Origin of the sequence: Lentzea atacamensis, assembly GCF_003269295.1 — a bacterium.
GTDB lineage: Bacteria > Actinomycetota > Actinomycetes > Mycobacteriales > Pseudonocardiaceae > Lentzea > Lentzea atacamensis.
Map to the genome: position 1 here is coordinate 139,919 of NZ_QLTT01000008.1, position 26,549 is coordinate 166,467.

General features: G+C 71.2%; 28 protein-coding genes. 20 read left to right on the forward strand and 8 right to left on the reverse strand.

Features of this window, described 5'->3' with window-relative positions; translation table 11 throughout:
* The first annotated feature begins 233 nt into the window (after nt 1-233).
* Genes C8D87_RS31775 through C8D87_RS31785 form a run of 3 tightly spaced genes read left to right on the forward strand, consistent with a single transcriptional unit; the run spans nt 234 to nt 6,212 of the window.
* Entirely contained in the window at nt 234-2,180 is a 1,947-nt protein-coding gene (locus C8D87_RS31775; RefSeq protein ID WP_112229445.1) for a phosphocholine-specific phospholipase C, read from the forward strand.
* A 9-nt stretch (nt 2,181-2,189) separates the two neighbouring features.
* The gene (locus tag C8D87_RS31780) at nt 2,190-3,395 is read left to right on the forward strand and encodes a hypothetical protein (RefSeq protein ID WP_112229446.1); all 1,206 of its coding nucleotides are present in this window, start codon (nt 2,190-2,192) and stop codon (nt 3,393-3,395) included.
* A gap of 30 nt (nt 3,396-3,425) precedes the next feature.
* Nucleotides 3,426-6,212: a primosomal protein N' family DNA-binding protein gene (locus C8D87_RS31785; RefSeq protein WP_112229447.1), complete on the forward strand. Its 2,787-nt coding sequence runs from the start codon at nt 3,426-3,428 to the stop codon at nt 6,210-6,212.
* Between the two features lie 15 nt (nt 6,213-6,227).
* Here the strand turns inward: C8D87_RS31785 and C8D87_RS31790 are convergent, their stop codons facing one another.
* The gene (locus tag C8D87_RS31790) at nt 6,228-6,692 is read right to left on the reverse strand and encodes a hypothetical protein (RefSeq protein ID WP_112229448.1); all 465 of its coding nucleotides are present in this window, start codon (nt 6,690-6,692) and stop codon (nt 6,228-6,230) included.
* Between the two features lie 67 nt (nt 6,693-6,759).
* Between C8D87_RS31790 and ggt the strand changes: the two genes are divergently transcribed.
* The gene (gene ggt, locus C8D87_RS31795; protein ID WP_112229640.1) at nt 6,760-8,529 is read left to right on the forward strand and encodes a gamma-glutamyltransferase; all 1,770 of its coding nucleotides are present in this window, start codon (nt 6,760-6,762) and stop codon (nt 8,527-8,529) included.
* A 93-nt stretch (nt 8,530-8,622) separates the two neighbouring features.
* On the opposite strand, the gene C8D87_RS31800 is transcribed toward ggt, so the two are convergent.
* The 4 genes from C8D87_RS31800 to C8D87_RS31815 form a co-directional block, all read right to left on the reverse strand.
* On the reverse strand, nt 8,623-9,237 hold the full coding sequence (locus C8D87_RS31800; RefSeq protein WP_112229449.1) for a hypothetical protein: 615 nt from the start codon (nt 9,235-9,237) through the stop codon (nt 8,623-8,625).
* 173 nt (nt 9,238-9,410) lie between these two features.
* Nucleotides 9,411-9,929, reverse strand: coding sequence for a DinB family protein (locus tag C8D87_RS31805; RefSeq protein WP_112229450.1), 519 nt, complete (start codon nt 9,927-9,929; stop codon nt 9,411-9,413).
* A 10-nt stretch (nt 9,930-9,939) separates the two neighbouring features.
* On the reverse strand, nt 9,940-11,046 hold the full coding sequence (locus C8D87_RS31810; protein ID WP_112229451.1) for a hypothetical protein: 1,107 nt from the start codon (nt 11,044-11,046) through the stop codon (nt 9,940-9,942).
* Nucleotides 11,046-11,648, reverse strand: coding sequence for a sigma-70 family RNA polymerase sigma factor (locus tag C8D87_RS31815; RefSeq protein ID WP_411711472.1), 603 nt, complete (start codon nt 11,646-11,648; stop codon nt 11,046-11,048). The genes C8D87_RS31810 and C8D87_RS31815 overlap by 1 nt, the downstream gene beginning before the upstream one ends.
* Nucleotides 11,649-11,768: 120 nt before the next feature.
* Between C8D87_RS31815 and C8D87_RS46295 the strand changes: the two genes are divergently transcribed.
* The 14 genes from C8D87_RS46295 to C8D87_RS31880 all read left to right on the forward strand — a co-directional run bounded on the left by C8D87_RS46295 (nt 11,769) and on the right by C8D87_RS31880 (nt 21,207).
* On the forward strand, nt 11,769-11,918 hold the full coding sequence (locus C8D87_RS46295) for a hypothetical protein (RefSeq protein WP_170166655.1): 150 nt from the start codon (nt 11,769-11,771) through the stop codon (nt 11,916-11,918).
* Between the two features lie 47 nt (nt 11,919-11,965).
* On the forward strand, nt 11,966-12,514 hold the full coding sequence (gene def, locus C8D87_RS31820; protein ID WP_112229452.1) for a peptide deformylase: 549 nt from the start codon (nt 11,966-11,968) through the stop codon (nt 12,512-12,514).
* A gap of 2 nt (nt 12,515-12,516) precedes the next feature.
* Nucleotides 12,517-13,443 (forward strand): methionyl-tRNA formyltransferase, encoded by a 927-nt coding sequence (fmt, locus tag C8D87_RS31825; RefSeq protein ID WP_112229453.1) that lies wholly within the window; start codon nt 12,517-12,519, stop codon nt 13,441-13,443.
* Nucleotides 13,440-14,933 carry an RsmB/NOP family class I SAM-dependent RNA methyltransferase gene (locus tag C8D87_RS31830; RefSeq protein ID WP_112229454.1) on the forward strand — a complete coding sequence of 498 codons (1,494 nt, stop codon included), beginning with the start codon at nt 13,440-13,442 and terminating at the stop codon, nt 14,931-14,933. Before fmt ends, C8D87_RS31830 begins: the two co-directional genes overlap by 4 nt.
* A complete protein-coding gene (locus tag C8D87_RS31835; RefSeq protein ID WP_146771928.1) occupies nt 14,920-15,189 on the forward strand; it encodes a hypothetical protein in 270 nt (89 codons plus the stop codon). The genes C8D87_RS31830 and C8D87_RS31835 overlap by 14 nt, the downstream gene beginning before the upstream one ends.
* Nucleotides 15,190-15,315: 126 nt before the next feature.
* Nucleotides 15,316-15,504 (forward strand): hypothetical protein, encoded by a 189-nt coding sequence (locus C8D87_RS45360; RefSeq protein ID WP_146771929.1) that lies wholly within the window; start codon nt 15,316-15,318, stop codon nt 15,502-15,504.
* Nucleotides 15,505-15,540: 36 nt separating this feature from the next.
* Nucleotides 15,541-16,038 carry a flavoprotein gene (locus C8D87_RS31845; protein ID WP_109640329.1) on the forward strand — a complete coding sequence of 166 codons (498 nt, stop codon included), beginning with the start codon at nt 15,541-15,543 and terminating at the stop codon, nt 16,036-16,038.
* Between the two features lie 26 nt (nt 16,039-16,064).
* Nucleotides 16,065-16,715, forward strand: coding sequence for a ribulose-phosphate 3-epimerase (gene rpe / locus C8D87_RS31850; RefSeq protein ID WP_112229642.1), 651 nt, complete (start codon nt 16,065-16,067; stop codon nt 16,713-16,715).
* Nucleotides 16,716-16,729: 14 nt separating this feature from the next.
* Nucleotides 16,730-17,713: a bifunctional diaminohydroxyphosphoribosylaminopyrimidine deaminase/5-amino-6-(5-phosphoribosylamino)uracil reductase RibD gene (gene ribD / locus C8D87_RS31855; protein WP_112229643.1), complete on the forward strand. Its 984-nt coding sequence runs from the start codon at nt 16,730-16,732 to the stop codon at nt 17,711-17,713.
* Nucleotides 17,714-17,721: 8 nt separating this feature from the next.
* Nucleotides 17,722-18,342: a riboflavin synthase gene (locus C8D87_RS31860; RefSeq protein ID WP_109640328.1), complete on the forward strand. Its 621-nt coding sequence runs from the start codon at nt 17,722-17,724 to the stop codon at nt 18,340-18,342.
* Entirely contained in the window at nt 18,339-19,601 is a 1,263-nt protein-coding gene (locus C8D87_RS31865) for a bifunctional 3,4-dihydroxy-2-butanone-4-phosphate synthase/GTP cyclohydrolase II (protein ID WP_109640327.1), read from the forward strand. Before C8D87_RS31860 ends, C8D87_RS31865 begins: the two co-directional genes overlap by 4 nt.
* The gene (ribH, locus tag C8D87_RS31870; RefSeq protein ID WP_112229457.1) at nt 19,598-20,095 is read left to right on the forward strand and encodes a 6,7-dimethyl-8-ribityllumazine synthase; all 498 of its coding nucleotides are present in this window, start codon (nt 19,598-19,600) and stop codon (nt 20,093-20,095) included. Before C8D87_RS31865 ends, ribH begins: the two co-directional genes overlap by 4 nt.
* Nucleotides 20,092-20,529, forward strand: a complete 438-nt coding sequence (locus tag C8D87_RS31875; protein ID WP_109640325.1) for a PH domain-containing protein — start codon at nt 20,092-20,094, stop codon at nt 20,527-20,529. The genes ribH and C8D87_RS31875 overlap by 4 nt, the downstream gene beginning before the upstream one ends.
* Before the next feature lie 30 nt (nt 20,530-20,559).
* The gene (locus C8D87_RS31880) at nt 20,560-21,207 is read left to right on the forward strand and encodes a dihydrofolate reductase family protein (protein WP_112229458.1); all 648 of its coding nucleotides are present in this window, start codon (nt 20,560-20,562) and stop codon (nt 21,205-21,207) included.
* A gap of 1 nt (nt 21,208) precedes the next feature.
* Here C8D87_RS31880 and C8D87_RS31885 read toward each other — a convergent pair whose 3' ends face one another.
* Entirely contained in the window at nt 21,209-21,625 is a 417-nt protein-coding gene (locus tag C8D87_RS31885) for a VOC family protein (RefSeq protein WP_109640323.1), read from the reverse strand.
* Between the two features lie 48 nt (nt 21,626-21,673).
* On the opposite strand from C8D87_RS31885, the gene C8D87_RS31890 reads away from it, so the two are divergent.
* On the forward strand, nt 21,674-22,315 hold the full coding sequence (locus C8D87_RS31890) for a PadR family transcriptional regulator (protein ID WP_112229459.1): 642 nt from the start codon (nt 21,674-21,676) through the stop codon (nt 22,313-22,315).
* Here the strand turns inward: C8D87_RS31890 and C8D87_RS31895 are convergent.
* Nucleotides 22,287-23,483, reverse strand: coding sequence for an FAD-dependent oxidoreductase (locus C8D87_RS31895; protein WP_170166656.1), 1,197 nt, complete (start codon nt 23,481-23,483; stop codon nt 22,287-22,289). The genes C8D87_RS31890 and C8D87_RS31895 overlap by 29 nt on opposite strands.
* An 83-nt stretch (nt 23,484-23,566) precedes the next feature.
* Here C8D87_RS31895 and C8D87_RS31900 point away from each other — a divergent pair, with 83 nt between their 5' ends.
* Entirely contained in the window at nt 23,567-26,098 is a 2,532-nt protein-coding gene (locus C8D87_RS31900) for an ATP-binding protein (RefSeq protein WP_112229461.1), read from the forward strand.
* On the opposite strand, the gene C8D87_RS31905 is transcribed toward C8D87_RS31900, so the two are convergent.
* A complete protein-coding gene (locus C8D87_RS31905; protein WP_112229462.1) occupies nt 26,095-26,520 on the reverse strand; it encodes a DUF1761 domain-containing protein in 426 nt (141 codons plus the stop codon). The two genes, C8D87_RS31900 and C8D87_RS31905, sit on opposite strands and share 4 nt — an antisense overlap.
* Nucleotides 26,521-26,549 lie beyond the last annotated feature (29 nt).

The window sequence follows — 26,549 nt, forward strand, 5'->3', positions numbered from 1 at the left end:
GCACCGAGTGTGCGCGCAACGCCGGCAGCGCCAGGAGGGAGCGCTGGCGCGTACCGGCGAGGCGCAGCACGCCGCCTGGCCCGGTGACTTCGAGGGGTCCGAGCAGGCGGACGTCGAGTGGGTCCACGCATCCCAGCGGAGTCCTCGGCACGGACCCTGATACATCGCGCGGACCATGTCAGTTCATACGTGGGTTGGTTCCGCGTCACCATTTGAGACTAGAAACTCGTTCCATGTCGCTTTCTCGTCGTGGGTTCATGGCCGCCGTCGCTGCTGCTGCGTCTGGCACGTTGCTGCCGCCGTCGGTGTACGCCGCATTGGCCCGTGAGCCTCGTGCGGGAGGGTTGCGCGCGATCAAGCACGTCGTGCTGTTGATGCAGGAGAACAGATCGTTCGACCACTACTACGGCACACTTCGTGGCGTGCGCGGGTTCTCGGACCGGAACGCGTTGCGCGGGGTGTTCGACCAGTCGGGCGTGCTGCCGTTCCCGGTGCGCGAGTCGGCCTCCGGGCGGGACATCCACTACATCGGCGACCTGGACCACAGCTGGAACGGCGGGCACTCGGCGTTGCGCGGCGGGTGGAACGACAACTGGGTGCCGGCGAAGACCGCGGCGACGATGGCGTTCTACACGCGGCAGGACATCCCGTTCCACTACGAGCTGGCCGACACCTTCACGTTGTGCGACGCCTACCACTGCTCGGTGCCTTCTTCCACGTCGCCGAACCGGAACTACTGGGTGTCCGGGTACACCGGTTTCGAGCCTTCCGGTGCTCGGGCGACCGGGAACGCGGCCTACAACGAGGACAAGCACACCGGCTACACGTGGAAGACCTACCCGGAACGTCTTGAGGCGGCGGGGAAGTCGTGGCGGGTGTACCAGGAGTGGGACAACTTCCAGGACAACAACCTGGAGTTCTTCGTGCGGTTCAAGGAGATCGCGCGCAAGGTGCTGCCGGCCGGGTTCAAGTCGCTGGACAAGCTCTACGGGACCGGGGACCCGGCGCTGATCGGCGCGATCGACCTGTCGCGGCTCACCGCCGCGGAGAGGTCCTTGTACGACAGGGGACTGCACCGCGTTCGTCCCGGCGGGCTGGGGGAGGCGTTCCGGGCCGATGTCGAGTCCGGCCGGCTGCCCGCTGTCTCCTACCTCGTCCCGTCCTCTGTGGACTCGGAACACCCCGGCGCGTCGTCGCCCGCCGCGTCCGCCTCGATCACCTATCAGGTGTTGGACGCGTTGGCTTCCAACCAGGACGTGTGGGAGTCCACCGTCCTGTTCATCACCTACGACGAGAACGACGGCTTCTACGACCACGTGCCACCGCCGCGTCCGCCGCTGTCCGTCGCCGATGAGTACGTGGGTGACAAGCCGTTGGGGTTGGGTGCGCGCGTGCCGATGACCGTCGTCTCGCCGTGGTCCGTTGGCGGATACGTGTGTTCGCAGGTGTTCGACCACACGTCGATGACGCAGTTCCTGGAGCGGTGGACCGGCGTGCGCTCCGAGGAGATCTCCGCGTGGCGCCGCACCGTGTCGGGCGACCTGACCTCGGCGTTCGACTTCGACCGGCGCCGCACGTGGCCCGAGGTCGGCGAGCCCGCGCCGGTGCCTCCCGCGACGCCGCGCTGGCGTCCCGCGCCGCCGTCGTCGCAGAAGATGCCGGAGCAGGAGCCCGGACGGCGACGTGCGCGCGCTCTGCCGTATCAGCCTGACGCGTCGTTGCGCGGGGAGTTGCTGGAGATGACGAACTCCGGCTCGGCTTCCGTGCACTTCGCGCTGTACCCGTACTCCGGCCAGTTCGCCTTGCCGCAGCACTTCGACGTCGCGTCGTCGGCCTCCGTCGAGGTCGCGGGTGATCACGACCTGGTATTGCTGGGCCCCAACGGCTTCCGCCGTGAGTTCGCCGGGTCTGCCACGGACCGTGCGCGGGTGTCGTCGTCGGTGCGCGGATACAGCCGCGTGCTGACGCTGACGTTCGAGAACAGCGGCCCGTCACGACTGACGTTCGTGCTGGGCCGGCGGAAGTACGTGGTGCGCCCCGGCCATCGGCACGTGATCCCTTGGCTGACCGTGATGAACTCCGGCTGGTACGACCTGACCGTGACGGTGGAGGAGGAGCCGCGGTTCCGCCGTCGTTTGTGTGGTCACATTGAGAACGGCCAGGAGTCGATCTCCGGTTAACGTGGCCCCGTGGAGATCACGGGGGACGAGATCCGGCGGTTGCTGACGGAGGCCGACGACCTGGATCCCAGCGGGCTGCGCGTGGTCGGCGCGCACATCGAGGGCCAGCTCGACCTGCGGGACCTGGTGGTCAAGCGGCCGCTGGTGCTGCGCGACTGCACGACCGAGCAGCCGGTGCTGCTCAGCCGGGCGCACTTCTCCCAGCTGGACCTGGAGGGCCTGGTCGCGCCGTCGATCCGGGCCCGCGGCCTGACGGTGGACCACGACCTGCACCTGAGCTCGGCCCGGCTGAGCGGCGACGAGTCGATCTACGCGCTGCACATGCGCATCGGCGGTAGCGTCTACCTCGACGACGGGTTCCAGGCCGCGGGTTCGGTGGTGCTGAGCGGCTCACGAGTCGCGGGCGTGATCTCCTGCCGCGGCGCGCGGTTCGACTCGACCCTGCACCTGGTGGACGTCCAGGTCGGCGACGCGATCTTCTTGTCCCACGGCTGCCGGGCCTCGAGCGACGGCACCCACGCCGCGGTCCGGATGCGCGGCGCCCGTGTCGACGGCCAGATCGTCCTGCGCGACGGCCGCTTCACCTCGCCGGCGGTCGCGGTCGACCTGCGGCACGTCAAGGTCGGCAAGGACCTGCTCATGCCGTTCGAGGGGATCGAGGGTTCCGTTCAGCTGGAAGGCCTGGTCTACGAGGGCCTGCCCCGTGACGCCACAGTGGACGAATGGCTGTCGCTGCTGGCCACGCGCACGCCCTACTACTCGACCCAGCCGTGGGTGCAACTCGCCGCCGCCCACCAGGCGGCCGGGCACGAACGCGACGTCCGGCGAATTCGCGTTGCCGCCCAACGTGATCTGCGCCGCCGCGGCCAGCTGTCGCGGTGGGGCCGGATCTGGCACCTCATCCGCGGCTTGACCATCGGGCACGGCTACCGGCCGGCTCTCGCGTTGTTGTGGCTGGCCGGCGTGCTCGCGGTGTCGGTGGCCGTTGTGCTGGCGTCGGGCGCCGTGCGGTGCTCCGTGGTGGAACAGGTCGGCTACGCGCTGAACGTGGCGACACCCCTGGTCAAGGTCGACGCGGCTCGCTGCACGGTGGACACCGCGTCGGGCGCAGGCCAGTTCGTGCTGGCCTCGACGTGGCTGCTGCAGATCCTGGCCTGGGCGTTCGCCACCCTGTTCGTGGCGGGCTTCACCGGTTTGGTGAGGCGCAACGCGTGACTGTCGGGGGTGTCTGATACACCAAGAGGCATGAGCGCGAAGACCGGAGCAAGGCGAGGGGAACGAGTCCCCGCGGCCGTGCTGCCGGTCGCCCGCATAGTCGTGGACGTGCCGCTGGCCCACCTCGACCGCCCCTTCGACTACGCGGTTCCGTCCGAACTGGACGAGGCGGCCGTACCGGGCTGCCGCGTCCGCGTCCGTTTCGCGGGCCAGCTCGTCGACGGCTACCTCCTCGAACGAGCCGAGACCTCCGACTACGAGAAGAAGCTCGCCTTCATCGAAAAGGTGGTCTCACCCGAGCCGGTGCTGACGCCGGAAATCGCCGCCCTGGCCCGCGCCATCGCCGACAGGTACGCGGGCGGCATGATCGACGTGCTCAGGCTCGCGATCCCACCCCGTCACGCCCGAGCGGAAGCCGCCGCGCCCAGCGCCCCGGCACCGCTGCCCCAGGTCCCGGCTTGGGTGTCGCAGCAGCAGGTGGGCGCCTCGTCCGACGCGGCCGCCGACTCCGCGCCCGCCACCGCTGCGGCCGTCGGCTCCGACTCCGCTGCACCGGCTGCGGAGCTCGAGCCGGCCACGCCGTCCGTCGAGCTCGAGTCGTCCGCACCGTCGGCCGAGTCCGCGTCGTCCGCACCGTCTGCCAACTCCGGGTCCGCCGCACCGGCTGCGGAGCCCGCGTCGGCCACGCCGTCCGTCGACCTCGCGTCGGCCGTGCGGTCCGCGTCGGTCGCACCATCCGCCGAGTCCGCGTCGACCGCGCCGTCCGCCCACTCCACGTCGGCCGCTGCACCTGCCGGGGATTCCGTCACCTTCGCCGAGCCCTCGTCGGCTGCCGCGCTTGCCGGGGACGCCGTGACCTCCGCCAAGCCGATCGCACCCGCCGCAGGACCGACCGTGTCCACCGCGGCCCTGAGCGCACCGGTCACCGAACCCGTCGCTCCTGCCACAGCGCCTGCCGCCCCTTCAGTCGAGCGCACCGCTCGTGCCGCCGAGTCCGCTGCTCCCACTGCCGAATCTGCCGCTCCCACCGCCGGGCCTGTTTCTCCCACCGCAGGGGCCATCGCTTCTGGTGTCGAGCCCGTTCCTGCTGGCGCCGAGCCCACGGCTCCCACCGCCGGACCCGTTTCTCCCACCGCCGGGTCCGCCGCTCCTGGTGCCGAGTCCGTCCCTGCTGGTGCCGAGTCCGTCCCTGCTGGCGCCGAGCCCGCCTCTGCTGGCGGCGTGGCACCGCCCGCGCGTTCGCAGCTGCCGCCCGTCCCCGCCGACGCCTGGTCCCGCTACCCCCGCGGTCCCAAGTACCTCGAAGCACTCCGCTCCGGCCTGCCCGCTCACGCCGTCTGGCAGGCCCTGCCCTCAGAGGACTGGCCTGCGCGCCTGGCCGAGGCGGCTGCCGCGGTCGCTTCCACCGGCCGGGGTGTCGTCATCGTCGTTCCGGACCACCGCGATCTGGCGCGTGTTTCCGAGGCGTGCGACAGGCTGATCGAGGGCGTGGTGACCCTGTCCGCCGACCTGGGGCCGTCGGAGCGCTACAAGCGCTGGCTGGCCGTGCGGCGGGGGATCGCCAGGGTTGTCGTGGGCACCCGTGCCACCGCGTTCGCCCCGGTCAGGGATCCCGGTCTGCTGGTCGTGTGGGACGACGGCGACGACCTGCACGTTGAGCCGCGTTCGCCGTATCCGAACGTGCGTGACGTGCTGGTTCAGCGCGCGCACATGTCCGGGGCGGCGCTGCTGATCGGTGGCTTCGCTCGTACGGCCGAGGCGCAGCTCCTGGTCGAGACGGGCTGGGCCCACGAGATCGTGGCCTCCCGGGAGACCCTGCGGGCCGTGGCGCCGCGTGTCGTGTCGGTGGGCGACAACGAGTGGCAGGAGGTTAAGGACCCGGCCGCACGTACGGCGCGTCTGCCGTCCATCGCGTTCGACGCGGCTCGTTTCGCTCTGACCGACTCGCCGGTTCTCATTCAGGTGCCGCGTCGCGGGTATGTGCCCGCGCTCGCCTGCGGGCAGTGCCGGGGGCCCGCGCGTTGCCGGCGGTGTGCGGGGCCGCTGGCGTTGCCCGGCGGCACCGAGGACGGGATGCCGAAGCCCGCGTACTGCCGGTGGTGTGCGGCCACGGAGGCAGGGTTCCGGTGTCCTACGTGTGGATCTCGTCGGTTGCGTGGTCAGGTCATCGGTGCCCGGCGCACGGCGGAGGAGCTGGGGCGGGCGTTTCCCGGGTATCCGGTGCGCACCAGCGGCGCCGACGAGGTGCTCACCAAGGTGCCGGGCAGGCCCTCCCTGGTCGTGGCCACGCCGGGCGCCGAACCCGTGGCCGAGGGTGGTTACGGTGCTGTGCTGTTGCTCGACGGCTGGGCGTTGCTCGGGCGCGCCGACCTGAGGGCGTCCGAGGAGGCGCTGCGCCGCTGGATGACGGCTGCCGGCCTGGTGCGCCCCGGCAACGGACGCGTGGTCGTCATCGCGGACTCGGGCCTGACGCCGGTGCAGGCGCTGGTGCGCTGGGACCCGGTGTGGCACGCGGCCACCGAGCTCGCCGCGCGGACGGAGCTCGGGTTCCCCCCGGCGGTGCGGATGGCGACCATCGACGGCACTCCGGACGCGGTGAACGCGCTGCTCGACGAGCTGCGGTTGCCGCCCACCGGCGAGATCCTCGGGCCCGTGCCGCTGGGCGACGACGAGACCAAGGAGAGGGCGCTGGTCCGGGTCGCCCGCAGCGAGGGCCGTCAGCTGGCCGCCGTCCTGGCCGAGGCGCAGGCCGTGCGGACCGCGCGGAAGGAACAGGAGCTGGTGCGCATCAAGCTTGATCCGCTGGAGGTCCTCTGACCGGCTGCCGCTTGGTCAGCCCTCGTGGTACGAGCGCAGGTTCGCGATGTGGTCGCGGATGTCGTCGTCGGTGAGCTTCTCGTACTCGAGGTACTCGCTCATGTACGTCATCAGGTCGACGCGCTCCGGGTGGTCCTCGCTCGCGATGACGTGCGCCGTCGTGCCCGCGATGCCCGCCGGGAACAGCAGGAAGCCGTCGAGGCCCGCCATGGTGTCGAAGGAGGCGTTCTTGGCCTCCCACAGCGTCCAGACGTCCTCCTCACGGCCGCACTCGGCGAGGAGCAGCGCGGCGAGGAGCATCGCCTCGCTCACGCCCCAGCCCTCTCGGTGGGCAGCCGTCTCCTCTGCCAGGAGGTGGCGCAGGAGGTCCGCGTCGTCGTCGCGGCGCTGGCTCAGCAGCAGCCGCAGGACGTCCTCGCGGTCGGCCTCGTCGAGCGTGGTGTTCGCGAAATCCGTTCGCAACCGGTCAAGATCGATCACCTCCGCACCTTAGGCCTTCCTCAAGGACAGTGTTGCCATCCGGTCGTAACGGAGTAGAAGAGTGCGCATGTTGCGAACGGTTGCCGCACTGACGCTGTCCGTCGTACTGGTCGCTCCTGCGCACGCAGGTGCGGCGGAACCACCGCCTCGCGTGCCGGAGCAGGTCGGCTGGGGCGGTGCCGTCTCCAGCGTCGACCCCGACGCGTCCCAGATCGGTATCGACGTGCTTCGCCGCGGTGGCAACGCCGTCGACGCCGCCGTCGCGACCGCCGCCGCGCTCGGCGTGACCGACCCGTTCAGCGCGGGCATCGGTGGCGGCGGGTTCTTCGTCCACTACGACGCGCGCACCAAACGCGTCTCCACTCTGGACGGACGTGAGACCGCACCGCGCGCCGCGACCGAGCAGCTCTTCGTGGAGAACGGCAAGCCGCTCCCGTTCGCCGAGGCGATGACCAGCGGCCTGTCCGTCGGTGTCCCCGGCACGCCGAAGACGTGGCAGCAGGCCCTGCGCAAGTGGGGCACGCTGAACCTGCGCGAGGCCATGGCGCCCGCCGAAGCGCTGGCACGGCGCGGTTTCGTCGTCGACCAGACGTTCAACTCGCAGATCGCGAACAACGCCGCCCGCTTCGCCGACTTCACCTCGACCCGTGATCTCTACCTGCCGGGCGGCCAGCCGCCTGCCGTCGGGAGCACGTTCCGCAACCCGCAGCTGGCCGACACCTACCGCGAACTGGCCCGCACCGAGCTCGCCTCCCTCTACGGCGGCGCGGTGGGCCGCGACCTGGTGAAGACGGTCCAGCAGCCCCCGGTCGTGCCCGGCTCGACCCGCAACGTCCGCCCCGGCGCCATGGAGATCTCCGATCTGGCCCGCTACCAGGTGGAACGCCGCGACCCCACGCACTCGCGCTACCGCGGCCTGGACGTCTACGGCATGGCGGCCCCGTCGTCCGGCGGCACCACCGTCGGCGAGGCGCTCAACATCCTGGAGTCGACCGACCTCTCCAAGGCGTCCGACGTCGAGTACCTGCACCGCTTCATCGAGTCGACCAAGCTCGCCTTCGCCGACCGCCTGCGCTGGGTGGGCGACCCGGCCTTCTCCCGCGTCCCGACCGAGGGCCTGCTCTCGCAGAAGTTCGCCGACTCCCGCGCGTGCCTGATCAAGTCCGACGCCGTGCTGCCCGCCCCGCAACCGGCAGCCGATCCGTACAACCCGAAGGCGTGCGAGGCGACCGCCGGCCTCTCGGCACCGCGTGAGGACGCCGAACGCACCACCCACCTCACCACGGCCGACCGCTGGGGCAACGTCGTCGCCTACACCCTCACGATCGAGGCGGAGGGCGGCAGCGGCATCGTCGTCCCCGGCCGGGGCTTCCTGCTCAACAACGAGCTCACCGACTTCGAGTTCGTCGCCCCGACCGCCGGCGTCCCGCACCCGAACCTCCCCGGCCCCGGCAAGCGCCCGCGCTCGTCCATGTCCCCGACCATCGTCCTGGACCACGGCAAGGTCGTCCTCGCGGTCGGCTCCCCAGGCGGCTCCACCATCATCACCACGGTCACCCAGATCCTGACCGCCCGCCTGGACCGCAAGATGTCCCTGCGTGACGCCGTGGCCGCCCCGCGCGCCTCCCAGCGCAACGCGGCAACGACCCCGGCAGAGGCGGCGTTCATCGCGGCCGCCACGACCCCGGGCCTGCAGGCCATCGGCCACAAGTTCAGCCAGAACGCCGAGATCGGCGCCGCCACCGCCGTCGAACGGGCCTCGGACGGCCGCTGGCGCGCGGTGGCCGAACCGACGCGGCGCGGGGGAGGAGCGGCCCGCGTGGTGAAGGTGGGCTGAGCGCGACCTCGGTCACCTCTGCTCGAACCCCGGCTGGAGTGCGGAAGCCCGCACTCCAGCCGGTCGCATGACAAGTCCCGTGTGGACGATGCGTTACCCGGCGACCACGGTCTCGCCCCAGGTCAGGTCCTGGTCGGGAGCCGCGGTGCAGTGGACGCTCATCTGCGTCTGCACACCGCTGAACTTGTGGAAGCTGAGCCGGATGTCACCGCTGCTCGCGAACCGCCACTGGCCGGGCAGGGCATCACCCGGATACAGCTGCCGGTCGGAGACCGGACCGGTGACGCCGGCGGCGAACCGGTCGACGGCAATGCCGCGGCCGATGTCGCCGCCGAGGTTCTGCGGCCAGTCCTCAACACCGTCGTGGTGCACCGACAGGTGTGCGGCAGTTACGGAGACCTGGTCGAACAAGGTCACTCCGCGCGCGGCGAGCTCAGGGCCCAGTACGTCGAGGTCGAGCCGCACCGACACGCCCCAGCCGCTTGCGGTCAGCGGAGCGGTCGACGGTGATGTGGCCGGCACGGTGCCGAGGAGCCGATATCCGCCGCGCACGGTGAGCGTGGCCTCCGGCTTTCCGGCGGTGCGCAGCCGAGCCTCGCACGAAGCGGACAGCTCCCCCGTGGACGCCCCGGCCGGTGCGCCGGCCGCGAACACGACCGACACGACTGCCGCGAGCACGGCGGCGAACCGGACAGTGGTTCTTCGCATTGCGGTGATTCCTCCCCCTGCCTGACTTCCAGGCCCCACCGCCATGCTGGCACGCGGCACCGACAGTCCTGGATGCGCTTGCACAGCACGGAAAACGCGCAAGAACTGTCAGACCTCCCGACTAGTCTTGAAATTGGGGGAACCCGGCCGAAGCCGTGTGTGTGGTGCGTGCGCTACTGGTTGGTGTGTCCGTCGATGCGTTCGCGGATGAGGTCGGCGTGGCCGTTGTGCTGTGCGTACTCCTCGATCATGTGGATGTAGAGCCAGCGCACCGAAATCTCGCCCACCCGTTCGTGCAGGAAGGTGTCGTCGAGGTCGCGCGTGGCGGCCGCCGTGCGGGCTTCGGCCATTTCGGCGACGAGATCTGCGTACTCGGCCTCGGCGCGGGCCGGGTCCAGGTCCTCGAAGGCGCCGTCCCACTTGCCAGGCTCGCTGTAGCGGGCCTTGACGTCGTGGCCCGCCAGGCGGACGCGGAACCAGACGCGCTCGACGTCGGTCAGGTGGCGGATCAGGCCCAGCAGGCTGAGGTTCGACGGCGGTGCGGAGGCCGTGGCGAGCTGCTCGCCGGTCAGGCCCGCGCAGTTGCGCAGGAAGGTGGCTCGATGGCGGTCGAGCCACGCTTCCAGCATCGGGCGTTCGGCGCCGACGAGCGGTTCGTCGGCCGGTTCTGCTTCGGGTGCCGTCCAGGTCATCCGCTCATGATCAACCCATCGGGCCCTCGTAGACGACCGCGTTCTTCGCGTCGCGGACCGTGACCTGGATGGCTCTGGGGTCGGTCAGGCCGGTCACCTGGGGGAGTGCGGCGACGAAGAAGCCCTCGGTGACGTTCACCGTCTGAGCGGGCGTGGAAGCGCCGCGCAGTTCGACGGTTTTCGCGTCGCGGCTGGTGCGCCCGACCATGAGGAAGCCGGCGTCGCCGATGGCTCCGCTGACGATGGCCGGCTTGTTCTCCCCCGCGGGGAGGCCGGGGCGGGGCTGCAGGGTCTCAGGGCCAGTGGTGAACGTGCAGGTGGCCCATTCCCGGTGGTCGCGGTGCGCCACCAGGATGCCCTGGGCCGAGATCAGGGGCTCCCAGCCGCGCAGGTCCTCGGCGCGCGTGCCGTTCGCGTAGGCGTTGTCCGCGCACCTGGCCACGATGTTCGCCGGGGTCCACGGGTCGGCGTTGCCGCTCTCGAAGCTGTCGAAGGTCGCGGCGGCCGGCAGGACGGCGCCGGACGGGAGCGGCACGGTGCGGTTGTCGAAGACCAGCTCGGTCACGGTGAGCGGGACCGGCGTGTGGATGACGAAGAAGTCCGGTGTCACGACGGCGGCGCTGGACGCCCGGCTGTGGGACGTCGAGACCTCGCGGGCGCGGGCCGTCAGCGCGCCGAGCGGGGGGACGCCCGCGATGATCTGACCGGACCGGTAGGTGATCGAGCCCGCTTCCAGCTGGACGGGCCGCGCGTCCGGCGCGGCGACGCCGGCGGTGGAAGCGGCCAGTTCGCAGAAGCGGCCGTTCTCGCCGACGAGGACCTTCTGCAGGCCGAAGACCACCATTTCGGTGGAGGACCAGTTCGGGTCGTTCAGCGCGGCGCGGCAGCGGGAGAGGTCCTGGCTCGACGGGGTGTGGACGTCGCCTCGGCCGGGATCGGGAGTTCTGTCGACGACCGACTGCGTGATGGCGATGCCGCTCGCGATCAGGAGCGCCACACCGGCGGCCACGGCGAGCGGGGTGTGGTCGCGCCGGCTCCGGACCTCGGTGAAGTCGGGGCGCATGCGTTCCCTGACGTCCGCCGGGAGCCGGCGGCGGGGTGGCAGGTCGATGGTCATCACTCCACCTCCAGGGTGTCGTCGAGGAGTTCCTTGCGCAGGCGGGACCGGGCACGGGAGATGCGCGAGCGCACGCTCACCTCGGCCACGCCCAGGGCCTCCGCGGCTTCCGCGGCGGACAGCTCGCCGAGGAGGACGAGCTGCACCGCCTCGCGTTCGGCGCGGGGGAGGCGTTCGACGGCCAGCAGCACCCGGCTCAGCCGCGCCTCGTGGTCGAGGGCCGACGCGACCTCGTCCGCGTGGTCGCGCTGCACGTCGTTGCGGGGCACGCGCAGCAGGAGACGGGTGAACCTGGCTTTGCGGCGGAACTCGGACCTCGCCAGGTTGCCCGCGACGGTGAACAGCCACGGCAGCGCGCTGTCCCGCACCAGGGTCATCTCGGCCCGGCGGCGCCAGGCCGTCAAGAAGGTCGCCGAGGTCAGATCCTCCGCCGTCGACCACGACGCGGTCAGCCGGTAGGCGTGGTTCCACACCGCCTCGGCGTAGCGGTCGTACAGCAAGCCGAACGCCTGCTCGTCGCCTCGTGCCCACAGTTCGGCGTCCGGCGGGGCGTCGTCGGGCACTGCGGCCGCCCCCTCCCAGCTCGGTCGCATCAGCCTCATGACCTGGAGGTGTCCACCTTCCGGCCGAGTGTTGCACCTGATCTTCCTACCTCGGGCTGACCGAAGCTCGATACTGCGAGCCGATGTGGGCTGACCTGCGCGAACGGCACAGTGTGTGGCATGACGACGACGACTTTCACCGGCACTGCGGCGGCCCACTTCAACTTCCACGCGTTGTTCCGCCCGGTGCTCGCGGCGCTGCGTTTCACCGGTCATTTCGTCGTGGCGCTGGTAGGCGTGATCTTCCTCGGCAGCGCGTCCGAGCACTGACCGCGCTCCTCGTAGACTGGCCTCCAGTCCACCACGAGGAGCATTGCGTGACCGTCCAACCCATCCGCCTGTTCGGCGACCCGGTGCTGCGCACCCCCGCCGTCGAGGTCACCGACTTCGACAAGGAGCTGCGCACCCTGGTCAAGGACCTGTGGGACTCGATGCAGAACGCGGGCGGAGCGGGACTCGCCGCGCCTCAGCTCGGCGTTGGACTGCGGGTGTTCACCTACCACTGCGACGGCTTCGCGGGACACCTCGTCAACCCGACGTGGGACGTGGTCGGCGAGGACATGCAGGACGGCCCCGAGGGCTGCCTGTCCATCCCCGGCCTGTCGTGGGACTGCAAGCGCCATCTGCACGTCGTGGCCAAGGGCTGGAACATGCACGGTGAGCCGGTCGAGGTCGAGGGCACCGAGACTCTGGCCCGCTGCATCCAGCACGAGACGGACCACCTCGACGGCGTGCTGTTCCTCGACCGCCTCGACGCCGAGACCCGCAAGCAGGCCATGCGGGAAATCCGGCAGTCCGAGTGGTTCGACGGTACGGTCCCCACCTTGAAGCAGAGCCCGCACCCACTCTTCGGCAGGTCCAGCTGACCATGCGACTCGTGTTCGCCGGTACGCCCGAGGTCGCACTTCCCTCGCTGCGCGCCTTCATCGACTCTCCCCGCCACGACGTCGTTGCCGTGGTCACCCGTCCCGACGCCCCCTCCGGCCGCGGCCGCAAGCTGGAGCGCTCGCCCGTCGCCGCGCTCGCCGACGAGCACGGCATCGAGGTGCTGACGCCCGCCAAGGCCGGCGACCCGGACTTCCTGGACCGCCTGCGTGCGCTCGAGCCCGACCTCTGCCCGGTCGTCGCCTACGGCAACCTGCTGCCGCAGCGGACGCTCGACATCCCGCGGTTCGGCTGGATCAACCTCCACTTCTCCGTGCTGCCCGCGTGGCGCGGTGCCGCGCCGGTGCAGGCCGCCGTGCGCAACGGCGACGACATCACGGGCGCCTCGACCTTCCGGATCGTGCGCGAGCTCGACGCCGGCCCGGTGTTCGGCGTGGTCACCGAGAAGGTGCGCGAGCGCGACACCTCCGGCGACCTGCTGGCCCGGCTGTCCGAGTCGGGCGCCCAGCTCCTGCTGTCCACTGTGGACGGCATCGAGGACGGCACCCTGCGCGCCGTCGAGCAGCCGGCCGACGGCGTCACGTACGCCGCCAAGATCACCGTCGAGGACGCACGCCTCGACTTCACCGCGCCCGCCGTGGCCGTCGACCGCCTGGCGCGCGCCGTGACGCCGGAGCCCGGCGCGTGGGCCGAGTTCCGGGGCGAGCGGCTGAAGCTCGGCCCGGTGACACCCGTGGACGACGTGACGCTGCCCGCGGGCGAGGTGCTCGTCGAACGCAAGCGCGTGCTCGTCGGCACGGCGACCACCGCCGTGGCCCTCGGTGAGGTCCAGGCGCAGGGAAAGAAGCGCATGGCCGCCACCGACTGGGCCCGCGGCGTGCGCATCGAGGCAGGGGAGCACATCGCATGACCGGCTACTCGCGAGGAGCTTCCAAGCCTTCCCGCCCGCGCAGGCCACACCCGCCGCGCCGGCGCACCGGACCCTCCCGGCCGCCCGTGGAGGACCCGGCACGCCTCGCCGCGCTGGAGACGTTGCGGGCCGTGCGGCAGCGCGACGCGTACGCGAACCTCGTGCTGCCGCAGCTGTTGCGCGAGCGCCGCATCACCGGCCGTGATGCCGCGCTGGCCACCGAGCTCACCTACGGCGCGGCGCGAGCCCAGGGCCTGCTCGACGCCGTCATCGAGGCGTGCTCCGACCGCCCGCTGTCCGAAGTGGACGGCTCGGCGCTCGACGCGTTGCGGCTCGGTGCGTATCAGCTGCTACGCACCCGCATTCCGGCACACGCGGCGGTCGCATCGACCGTCGACCTCGTGCGGGCCGAGCTCGGCTCCGGGATCGCGGGCTTCGTCAACGCCGTCCTGCGCAGGATCGCCGAGCAGGACGAGGCCGCGTGGGTCGACGAGCTGGCGCCCGACCCGGACACAGATCCGATCGGCAACCTCGCCTTCACCCACGCCCACCCGCGCTGGATCGCGCAGGCGTTCGCGGAGGCCCTCGGCAGCCGGGACGAGCCGCTGAAGCGCGCCCTGGAGGCCGACGACGCCCGACCGGCCGTGCACCTGGTCGCACGTCCCGGCGAGGTGAGCGCCGACGAGCTCGCCGCGATCGTCGGCGGCGACGTGGCGCCCTACTCGCCCTACGGCGTGCACCTGGAGGCCGGGGCGGGCGACCCGGGCGATCTCGAGCCCGTCCGGGAACGCCTCGCCAACGTGCAGGACGAGGGCAGCCAGCTGTGCGCCCTGGCCCTCACCCGCGCGCCTCTGGAAGGCGGCGAGGGTGATGCCGGTGGGGGTACGGACGACCGCTGGCTGGACCTCTGCGCGGGCCCCGGCGGCAAGGCCGCGCTGCTCGCCGCCCTGGTCGGCCTCGAAGGCGGCGAGCTGATCGCCGTGGAGAAGGCACCCCATCGCGCCGAGCTCGTGCGCAAGATCACCTCAGGCCTGCCGGTGACCGTGCACGTGGCCGACGGCCGCGAGACCGACTTCGTCGAAGGGGCGTTCGACCGCGTACTGGTCGACGCGCCCTGCACCGGTCTCGGTGCACTGCGCAGGCGCCCGGAGGCGCGGTGGAGGCGCCAGCCCACTGACGTCGGCACGCTCACGAAGCTGCAGCACGAACTGCTCACCGAGGCGTTGCGACTGGTGCGTCCTGGCGGCGTGGTCGGCTATGTCGTGTGCTCACCTCATCTCTCGGAGACCGTCGGGGTGGTGACGGACGTCGCGCGGCGGACGGGGGCCGAAGTGCTGGACGCGCGGGAGTTCTTCCCGGGAGTTCCGGACCTCGGGGAAGGGCCGCACGTTCAGCTCTGGCCTCATCTGCACGGCACCGACGCGATGTTCTGCGCGGTGCTTCGACGCCCTGTTCGAGCGCTCGTGAACGACGGTAGTGACGGGGTCTGACAGTTCCGGGCGGTTGATGGGCGCGGGGGATCCGGGCGGCAACACGGTCGGTGACGTGCACGGTGGCATCACCCAGATCGGTGACGTCCACGGTGACGTGCACATCGCCCGCTCTCCGGCTCGGCGGTGGCGGAGGGTGGCCGGGGGAGCTGTCGGTGCCCTGGTCGTGGTGGTAGCGGCCACGATCGTGTGGCGACTCGTGGCTCAGAACGCCAGCACGCGGAAGTCGCGGTCGTCGGGATCCGGGTGGAGCTGAAAGAGACGTCCACGCCCGGAGCGCGCGCGGATCGGGTCCCGGGCGCACCGTGCGCACCCGGTGAGGTGCCGGTGCGGGAGTTCACGATCGACTTCGACACCGCGGCTCACGCCGCGGCCGAAACCGGTGAGACCAGGGGAGGACGCGGCCACGTCGACGTTCCCGCACCGCGTGAGCCGCGGTGATCCCGAGGTGTTCGAGATCGGGTTGGTCACCGAGGGTTGCGACTGCCGCTCCGCTCTCGTCGTGGACCGGGTGGCGAACGGCGAGGAGAAGTCGACCACGGCAGGCGATTTCCGCGTCGTTCCCGGATGATCGTCCACCCCGGACGATCCGCCTAACATCGGCGCAATGACACGTGGACTGCTCGGACTCGTCGCAAGCGGCTGCGGCGGCGTCGAAACCTGGTTCAGGAAGGACCTCGCCGAACCCGCGGCACAGCGGGGCTGGCGGCTCGCCATCACGCTGACCCCGACCGTGGTCCCGTGGTTCGAGGAAGCGGGCGAGCTGGACAAGCTCCAGGCCCTCACCGACCTCGACATCCGCTGGACCCCGCGCCTGCCGAGCCAGCCCAAGCCCTACCCGACGCCGGACGCGTTCATCTTCGCCCCCGCCAGCGCGAACTCTGTGGCCAAGCTGGCCCTGGGCATCGGCGACAACCAGGCGCTGACCGCGTTGAACGAGGCCATCGGCGTCGAGGGCTGCAAGGTCGTCGTCATGCCCCAGGCCAACGCGGACAAGCGCCGGCACCCGATGTGGGAGACGCACGTCGCGACGCTCACCGGAGCGGGTGTCGTGGTGGTCACTGACGAGGCTCCCGGCAGGCTGCTCGACCTGCTGGACACCTAGACTTCACCCTTGTGGTCCACACGCCGATGATCGCCCCCAGCATCCTGTCCGCCGACTTCGCGCGGCTCGCCGACGAGCTCGCCGCGGTGCCCACGTCGGACTGGATCCACGTCGACGTCATGGACAACCACTTCGTGCCGAACCTGACGCTCGGCCTGCCCGTGGTGAAGTCGCTGCTCAAGGTGACCGACATCCCGATCGACTGCCACCTGATGATCGACGACCCGGACCGCTGGGCCATCGGGTACGCAGAGGCGGGCGCGTACAACGTGACTGTGCACGTCGAGGCGGCCGACGATCCCGTCGCGCTGGCCAAGAACCTCAGGGCGGCGGGCGCGAAGGCCGGGCTCAGCATCAAGCCGGGCACGCCGCTGGAGCCGTACGTCGACGTGCTCAAGCACTACGACACGCTGCTCGTCATGTCGGTCGAGCCCGGCTTCGGCGGGCAGAAGTTCATGGCCGACGTGCTCGAGAAGGTGAGGACGGCCCGTCGTCTCGTCGACACCGGGCACCTCAAGCTGATCGTGGAGATCGACGGCGGCATCAACGCCGACACGATCGAACAGGCCGCGCAGGCCGGAGTGGACTGCTTCGTCGCCGGGTCCGCCGTCTACGACGCCGCCGATCCCGGCAAGGCCGTCGAGGCCCTGCGCGCCCAGGCAGCCGGGGCGAGGTGACGCCCGAGGACGCGATGGCGCTCGCCATCGCGGAGAGCGAGCGGGTGCGGGGCACCACCAGCCCCAACCCGCCGGTCGGCTGCGTCGTCCTGGACGAACACGGCAGACCGGTCGGTTTCGGTGGCACACAGCCACCCGGTGGCCCGCACGCCGAGGTCATGGCGCTCAAGGAAGCCGGCACGAGGGCCCGCGGCGGCACGGCGGTGGTCACCCTCGAGCCGTGCTCCCACTTCGGCCGCACGCCGCCGTGCACCGAGGCGCTCATCGAAGCCGGCGTCAAGCATGTCATCCACGCCGTCAGCGACCCGAACCCGGACGCCGGGGGCGGCGCGGCCCAGCTGGAACGGGCCGGCATCACGGTGACGAGCGGCCTGCTCGCGGACCAGGTCGGCAACGGCCCGCTCCGGGCGTGGCTGCACTTCGCCAGGACGGGACGCCCGCACGTCACGTGGAAGTACGCCGCGTCGCTCGACGGCCGGATCGCGGCGCAGGACGGCACCAGCCAGTGGATCAGCTCGGAAACCTCCCGCAAGGAGGTCCACGCCATGCGCGCGAAGCTGGACGCCATCATCGTCGGCACGAACACGGTCAAGAAGGACGATCCCGCGCTGACGGCCAGGGACGACGACGGAATGCCGTTGCCCCGCCAGCCGTTGCCCGTGGTGATGGGCATGAGCGACCTGCCGGACGGGGCCAGGCTCCGGCACACCGCGCTGCACCTGCGCACGCACGACCCGGACGAGGTGCTGAGCGCGCTCGCCGCTCGAGGTGTGGTGGACGTCCTGCTCGAAGGCGGGTCAACTGTGGCCGGCGCGTTCCTGCGCGCTGGGAGAATCGACCGCGTGCTCGCCTACATCGCGCCGGCGATCCTCGGGGACGGGCCCGCGGCGATCCTCGGCGCGGGCGTGTCAACCATCACGGACGCTGTCCGGTTGACCGTGCAAGACGTCACCATGAGCGGACCGGACTTGCGGATCAGCGCGGTTCCGCAAACTTAGGAGGAGCGGTGTTCACCGGGATCGTCGAGGAACTCGGCCACGTGGTCGCGACGGAGGATCTGCCCGACGCGGCACGGATCCGCATCGCGGGACCGATCGTGACCAGCGACGCCAAGCACGGCGACTCCATCGCGGTGAACGGCGTCTGCCTCACCGTCGTGGAGGTCGAGAACGACACCTTCACCGCCGACGTGATGCGCGAGACGCTCGTGCGCAGCAGCCTCGCGAAGGTCGCCCAGGGCGACCGGGTCAACCTGGAGCGCGCGGCCGCGGTCGGCCAGCGCCTCGGCGGCCACATCGTGCAGGGTCACGTCGACGGCACGGGCACGATTCTCGCGCGGGAGAAGGCGGAGCACTGGGAGATCGTCCACATCGGACTGCCGCCCCAGCTCGCCCGCTACGTCGTGGAGAAGGGCTCCATCACCGTCGACGGCGTCTCGCTGACGGTCGTGACCGTCTCCGAGGACCAGTTCACCGTGAGCCTCATCCCCACGACGCTCGAACTCACCACGCTCGGGCACCGCCTGCCCGGCGACCTGGTGAACCTGGAGGTCGACGTGCTCGCGAAGTACGTTGAACGACTGGCCATCCCGCACCTGCGGGCCATTGCGGGCGAGGAGGCCCAGTGAGCACGGAGTTCGCGGAAATCGAGCGGGCGATCAAGGACATCGCCGCCGGTCGTCCCGTGGTCGTCGTCGACGACGAGGACCGCGAGAACGAGGGCGACCTGATCTTCGCCGCCGAGAAGGCGACGCCGGAGCTGCTCGCGTTCATGGTGCGCTACACGTCCGGTTACATCTGCGTGCCGCTCACCGAGGCCGACTGCGACCGCCTCGACCTGCCGCCGATGTTCCACACCAACCAGGACGTGCGGGGCACCGCCTACACCGTCACCGTCGACGCGCGAGAGGGCGTCAGCACCGGCATCTCGGCCGCGGACCGCGCCCGCACGATCCGGCTGCTCGCCGACCCGACCTCGAAGGCCAGCGACTTCAACCGTCCCGGTCACGTCGTGCCGTTGCGCGCCAAGGCCGGCGGCGTGCTGCGCCGTCCCGGTCACACCGAGGCCGCCGTCGACCTGTCGCGGCTGGCCGGGTTGTCACCCGCGGGTGTGCTCTGCGAGATCGTGTCGCAGAAGGACGAGGGCGACATGGCCCGCCGCGACGAGCTGGAAGTGTTCGCCGCGGACCACGACCTCGCGCTGATCACGATCGCCGACCTGATCGCGTACCGCCGCCGGGTCGAGACCCAGGTCGAACGGGTCGCGGAGGCGCGGATCCCGACGGCGCACGGCGTGTTCACCGCCGTCGGCTACGACAGCCTGCTCGACGGCATCGAGCACGTCGCGCTGGTGTACGGCGAGATCGGCGACGGCGAGGACGTGCTGGTGCGCGTGCACTCCGAGTGCCTCACCGGTGACGTCTTCGGCTCACTGCGCTGCGACTGCGGCCCGCAGCTCGACGCGGCACTGGAAGCCGTTGCAGCACAAGGACGTGGCGTCGTGCTGTACATGCGCGGGCACGAGGGCCGCGGCATCGGGCTGATGCACAAGCTGCAGGCCTACCAGCTGCAGGACCAGGGCGCGGACACCGTGGACGCGAACCTCGCGCTGGGCGTTCCCGCCGACGCCCGCGACTATGGCACGGGCGCGCAGATCCTCGTGGACCTCGGTATCAAGTCCATGCGGCTGCTCACGAACAACCCGGCCAAGCGCGTCGGTCTGGAGGCCGGATACGGTCTGCGTGTGCTCGACCGGGTGCCGCTGCCGATCTCCCCGAACCCGGAGAACCTGCGGTACCTGCGCACCAAGCGCGACCGGATGGGTCACGAGCTGCACCAGCTGGAGCAGTACGAGGCCGTTGTTTCCGCTACGGAGGACCAGGAATGAGTGGCGAGGGCCGTCCTGAGCAGACACAGCTCGACGGCAAGGGCCTGAGCGTCGCGATCGCGGCGACGCGCTGGCACACCAAGATCACCGACCAGCTCGTCGAACGCGCGCTGGAGGCGGCGAAGGACGCGGGCTGTGCGGACACGACCGTCGTGCGCGTCGCGGGCGCGATCGAGCTTCCCGTTGTGGTGCAGGAGCTCGCGCGCCACCACGACGCCGTCGTCGCGCTGGGCGTCGTGATCCGCGGTGGCACCCCGCACTTCGAGTACGTGTGCGACTCGGTGACCGACGGCCTCACGCGGGTCGCGCTGGACGAGTCGACGCCGGTCGGCAACGGCGTGCTGACGTGCGACACCGAGGAGCAGGCACTGGCCCGTGCCGGCCTGCCGGAGTCGGTGGAGGACAAGGGGTACGAGGCGACCGTGGCCGCGATCGACACCGCGCTGGTGCTGCGCGGCCTGCGTCAGCCGTGGACCGAGCGGGGGTTCGAATGACCACCCTCGTCTTCCGCCCCAAGAAGATCCGCCGCGTCGCGTGGGCATGCGCGATCGGCCTCGTTGCCGTGTTCACCGTGGTCGGGCTGCTGCTGGGCAACACCCCGACCGGCGTGATCTTCCGGACCTCCGACCAGGTCGCCATGATCATCCTGGGCTTCCTGCTGGCGGGCGGCGTGCTGCTGCTGACCCGCCCCCGCGTCACCGCCGACGCCTCGGGTGTCGACGTGCGCAACGTCGTGACGTCCCACCACTTCGACTGGAAGGACGTGCTCTCGGTGAGCTTCCCGGACGGTGCCGCGTGGGCCCGCCTGGAGCTGCCGGAGGACGAGTACATCTCGGTGATGGCCGTGCAGGCCGTGGACCGCGAGTACGCCGTGTCGTCCGTGCGGGCGCTGCGTGAGTTGCACAAGGCGGCGCAGAACCAGCGATGAGTTCCGCCGGCTGAGGGAGTCTGCACGGACATGACTCAACTGCTGCGAGTGCAGAACTTCATGGTCTCGAGCGACGGGATCGCTGCCGGCGAGGACCAGAGCCTCGAGAACCCGTTCGGCCTCGACGTCGCGCCCGAGCGGCTGTTCGCCTGGGCCGGTGCCACCGCGAGCTGGCCCAACCGCACCGATCCCGGTGGCAGCCGGGGCCTCGACGACTACTTCACCCGGGACTTCACGCACAACATCGGCGCCGAGATCATGGGCCGCAACAAGTTCGGGCCCCAGCGCGGACCGTGGACCGACCACGAGTGGCAGGGCTGGTGGGGCGACGAGCCGCCGTTCCACACGCCGGTGTTCGTGCTGACCCACCACCCGCGGCCGTCCTTCACGCTGGGCGACACCACGTTCCACTTCGTCGACGGCGATCCGGCCGCGGTGCTCGAGCAGGCTCGGGAGGCCGCGCAGGGCAAGGACGTGCGGCTCGGCGGCGGGGTCACGACGATCCGGGAGTTCCTCGACGCCGACCTCGTCGACACGCTGCACGTGGCGGTCTCGCCGCTGAAGCTCGGGTCGGGACTGCGGCTCTGGGAGTCGCCGGACGAGCTGCTCGACCGGTTCCACCTGGACGTGGTGCCCAGCCCGAGCGGCGTGACGCACCACTTGTTCTGGCGCAGGTAGCTCAGGGGTGCCCGGCCCGGTAGAACATCTCGAACTGGATGCCGTCCGGGTCCTTGAACGTCAGCACCGACCCGTACTCGCGGTGCACCACCGGTGTGAACGTGACGCCGTGCTCCTCGAAGTGCCGCTGCCACCCGTCGAGCTCGGCCGGGTCGTCGACCTTGAACCCCAGGTGGTCGAAGCCGGTGCGCGCCGGGTCGAACCGCTCGCCCCGATTCGCGTCGTGCTGCTGGAACTCGATGATCGTCGCGGTCGGCGGGTGGATGAGCAGGATCGCCCGCCACCCGTCGCCCTGCGCCCGGTCGAGGTCCTTCATGTCGAAGACGTCGCGCCACCACGCGGCGCTGCGTTCCGCGTCGCGGGCGGAGAACGAGATGTGGGAGACCTTCGAGAACGTCGGCATGGCGGTGCCCTTCACTCGGCCCCTATACTCCGGCCTGGAGCATTATTTACTCCTGTCAGGAGGATGATGTCAAGGGAGCTCACCACCACCTCGTACGCCGTTCTGGGCTTGCTCGCAATCAAGCCGTGGACCACGTACGAGCTGGCAAAACAGATGGACCGCAGCCTCAAGCACTACTGGCCGCGCGCCGCGAGCCGGATCTACGAGGAGCCGAAACGGCTCGTCGCGCTGGGTCTGGCGGAGGCAACGGCCGGCAGCGTCGGCAAGCGCCCGCGCACGACCTACTCGATCACCGCGCAGGGCCGCGAGATCCTGGCGCGCTGGCTGGCCGAGCCGGGTGCGGGACCGGTGGTGGAGTTCGAGGCGATGCTCAAGGTCTTCTTCGCCGAGCACGCCACCACGGACGACGTCATGGCCAACATCGACGCGATCCGGTCGTGGGCGGCGCGCCAGAACGCCGAGAACGTCGCGTTCGCCCGCCTCTACACCGAGCAGGGCGGCCCGTTTCCCGAGCGCCTCGCCGCCATCACGCTCACCGGCAGGTTCATGACCGACCTCGCGGACATGCTGGAACGGTGGGCGCAGTGGGCGGGCGGGGTCGTCGGCGCCTGGCCGGACGACCCCGCCACGGCCCAACCGGACTGGGAGACGCTGCGGGCCATCGCGGGCCGCCGCGTCACGCCGGCCGAGCTGCCCGGCGAGTGAGCAGTGCCCGCGCGACGACCTTCGGGTTGAGCAGCACCGACGGCGCCTCGGCCCGCATCCCGAACGCGGCCAGCCTGCGGGCGATCCACGGGTCGCTGACCGCGGCGGCGCGGATGGCGCGCTGAAGCGCGTTCGGCGGGGTGGCGAGCGCGTCCTGGCGTCCGATGTCGTCGTACTTGTCGATGAACTGGTGCGCACGGCGGTAGCGGCGCAACGCACGACCGAGGTCACCGCCGTCGCGCAGCGGTCCGGCGGTGGCGTCCGTGAGCCACTCCGCGCTGCGGAACGCCCACCCGCACCCCACGGCCGGCACGGGGTCCGATGCCGTGGCCGCGTCACCGATCAGGGCAAGCCACGGCCGTGGCACGGGATCGCGCCGGACGCACGGGTAGTCGGTGGTGCCGACCAGGTTCGACACCCTGCGGGCGCCGGAGAGGGACGGGCCGCCGGGCAGGCGTGCGACGAACCTGTCGAACGCCGCGAGCCGGTCGTCGGCGAACTCGGCCAGCCGCTCCTTCGCCGGGAAGACGCCCACGAGCGTGAGCCCGTCGTCCACCTGCACGCACACGGCGATGTCGGGATCCAGCTGCCACACCTGGCCGTCACCGGGGCCGGTCATCTCCGCGCCCTCGTAGTAGGCCCAGAACAGGAAGCGCTCGTTCGGCGCGACGTCCTCGGGCACACCGGCGAGGCGCGCGACAGCCGAGTGGTGGCCGTCCGCACCGACGACGAGACGGGCCCGCAACGTCCTTCCTGCGTCCGTGACGACGCCGGACTCGACGAGCCCGGTGACCCGATGTCCCATCAGCAGGTCCACGCCCGGCGTGCCGGCCGCGATCTCCCGCAGCAACGGGTCGAGCTTGCTGCGGCGCAGGCTGATCGCGGGCGGTACACCGTGGCCGGGCGCCGGCACGATCCACCCGGCGTCCGTCCACACGCCGAGCCCGGTGGTGACGGCCGCGCCGCGGTCGAGCATGGGCTGCCAGAACCCGAGTCTCCGCAGCACCTCGTGCGTGCCGCCGAGGATGAAGTGCCCGCACAGCGTCTTGTGCGCCTGCGGGCTGCGATGCCGTTCCAGCAACGCCACCCGAAGACCCGCGCGCCCGTACTCGGTTGCCGCGGTACAGCCGGCGATGCTCGCTCCCACGATGATCACGTCGTAGTCCATGCTCAGGAGGGTGCGGCCGAGCGCATGCCGCTGACATCCGTGGTGAGTACCCATTCCCTCCGCCGACTACCTACCATCAGCGCGTGGGCACAACCGCGCTGGTGGAGCGTGACCGCGAGAGTGCCGCGCTGGCCTCGTGGTGGGACGAGGCCGCCGCCGGACACGGCCGACTCGTGCTCGTGGGCGGTGACGCGGGAGCGGGCAAGACGGCGTTGGTCGCCGCGTTCGCGAGCCACATCACCGGACGTCTGCTGCACGGCACCTGCGAGCCGCTCACGACTCCGGTACCGCTGGGTCCGCTGCGAGACATGGGACTCAGCGGCGACCCGGTCGAGATCAGGCAGCTGTTGCTCGACGAGCTGCGCGACACTCCCACCCTGGTCGTGCTGGACGACGCGCAGTGGGCCGACGAGGGCACGCTCGACCTGCTGCGGTTCCTGGGGCGGCGCATCGAGCGGTGCCCGGCGATGGTCGTCGTGGCCTACCGGGACGACGAGGTCGGCGTCCGCCATCCGTTGCGCGTGCTGGCCGGTGATCTGTCAACCGTGCCCGTGGTGCGCAGACTGACCGTGCCGCCGCTCTCGCTCGCCGCGGTCACCGCACTGGCGGAAGGGTCTGGAGTCGATCCCGCCGAACTGCACGACCGCACGGGCGGCAACGCGTTCTTCGTGACCGAGGTGCTGTGCGACGGCGCCGGTGCCGTTCCCGCCACGGTTCGGGACGCGGTGCTGGCCAGGGCCGCCCGGCTGACCCCCGGTGCGCGCGAGGTGCTCGACGCTCTGGCCTGTCTCGGATCCCGGGCCGCGCCGTGGGTGGTGGAGGCGGTGTCGGGCCGTCCGCCTGCCGACCTCGACGAGTGCGCCGATCGAGGCCTGGTGGTCGCCGACCGCGGGCTGGTGTCGTTCCGGCACGAGCTCGCCCGCGTGGCGGTCGAGGAGGCGATCGCACCGGGACGCGCGGCACGGCTGCACCGGCAGGCGCTGACCGTGCTGGCAGGCCGTCCGCCGGGAGAGGTGGAGCCCGCCCGGCTGGCAGGCCACGCTTTGCTGGCCCAGGACTGGACCGCGTTGCTCACCCACGCCCGTGCGGCCGCCGAGCAGGCATCGACGCTGGGCGCGCACAAAGAAGCGGCCGCTCAACTGCGGCGTGCGTTGGACGTGTGCGGAGACAGCGCGCTACGAGCGGAGTTGCTGGAAGGGCTCGGCCGGCAATGTCATCTGGCCGACGACCTGGATGGCGCGCTGCGCTGGTGGCGGGAGGCCGTCGCGGCACGGACGGCGATCGGTGACCGGCGCGGGCAGGGCGCGGCGCTGGTGGGTCTCGCGATCACCGCCCTGCACCTCGCGAGGGAGATCCCGCTCGGCGAACGGTCGAGCGATCAGGCCATCCAGGTGCTCAGCGGCCTGCCACCCGGACCCGACTTCGCTCTCGCCTGTGCCGTGCGCGGGAAGTTCGCGGCAATGGGGTTCCGCAACGACGAGGCCATCGCGTGGGGAGAGCGTGCGGCCATCGGTGAGAGTCCGCTCGTGTGCGCGTTGGCCGCCCTGTCGATCGGCATCGGCCGTGCGCAGAACGGGGATCAGCGAGGCCTCGACCTCATCGCGGAGACCGTTCGGCTGGCCTGCGCTGCCGGTGCGTACGACGAGGCCGGGCTCGCCTACTTCTGGGCGCAGCTGATCTGCGTGACGCGTCGCTGGTACGGGCAGGCCGACCGCTGGTACACGGAGGCGATCGCGTTCACCGAAGACCGCGGCCAGGAGATCTGGCGCCAGTGGCTGCGCGCGTTCCGGGCACGGGCGCTGCTCGACCAGGGCCGCTGGGACGAGGCCGAGGCGCTCGCCTCCGAGGTGCTGCGGTCGGCTGCCGTGGACGACGGCCGCACGATGATCAGCATGGTGGTGCTGTGCACCCTGCGGGCCCGCCGCGGCGACCCGGACTCGCACGAGCTGCTCACGCGCGTGCAACCGGCCATGGTCGACGCCGAACCCGTGGTCGGGTGGCTGGTCGGTGCGACGCGTGCACTGGCGGAAACCGCTTGGTACGCAGGCGATCTCGCTCAACTGCGCACCATCGTCACCACTGCTCTGCCTGCGGCACAGGAGCAGGGGGAGCCGTGGCACCTGGGCGCGCTCGCCCACCTGCTGGCGCAGACCGGCGCCGGATCGGCGGTGCCGGCCGGAGTGGCTGAGCCGTATCGGTTGCAGCTCAACGGTTTGCCCGAGGAGGCGGCGCTGAGGTGGCGGGAGGTCGGCTGCCCGTACGAGGCGGCGCTCGCCCTGATCGACAGCGGCGACGAAAGGCTCCTGCGCGATGCTCTCGCCGAGTTCGACCGGCTCGGAGCCCTGCCGATGCGCGACGCCACCGCCAGCCGCCTGCGCCGGCGCGGAGTTCGCGACATCCCGCGGCGGCCGGGCACCACCGGCGCGGACGGCCTCAGCGCGCGGGAACGCGAGGTGCTGACCCTGCTCGCCGACGGGCGGCGCAACACCGAGATCGCCGAGGAGCTGTTCCTGTCCCGCCGGACCGTCGAGCACCACGTCGCCGCCGTGCTGCGCAAACTGCGTGTCCCGGACCGGGCGGAAGCGGCCAGGTACGCCCGGCGCAACGGGGTCTAGCTCCAGAGACCCAGGATCGCGCCCACGAGCGCGAGCCCGACGATGTGATAGCCCGCGCTGATGGCCGCGAAGGTCTTCGGTGCGGGCTTCGTCATGTCGAAGGTGCCGGTCACGAAGATCACCGGAAGCGCGACGCCGATGCCCACGACCAGCCCGAGCAGGACGCCTTTCATGACGTTGCCGGTGCCGGACGCGGCAGCGATCATCGCCGTCGCGAGCGTGGCGGCGAAACAGGTGGCCAGCGGCACGGCGCAGATGCCCACGCCCGCGTTCTCCGGTGGGTTGAGGTCCCAGCCGGCGGACCGCTGCCAGGCCCTGCCGAAGGCGAACTCCGCGTACCACAAGGCACCCAGCGCGAAGTACGCGATCGTGGCCACGATGACGGCTAACCAGTTCAGGTCGCCGAGCACGCTCAAGGTCATGAGGGGTCTCCCGCGATGTCAGGGTGACT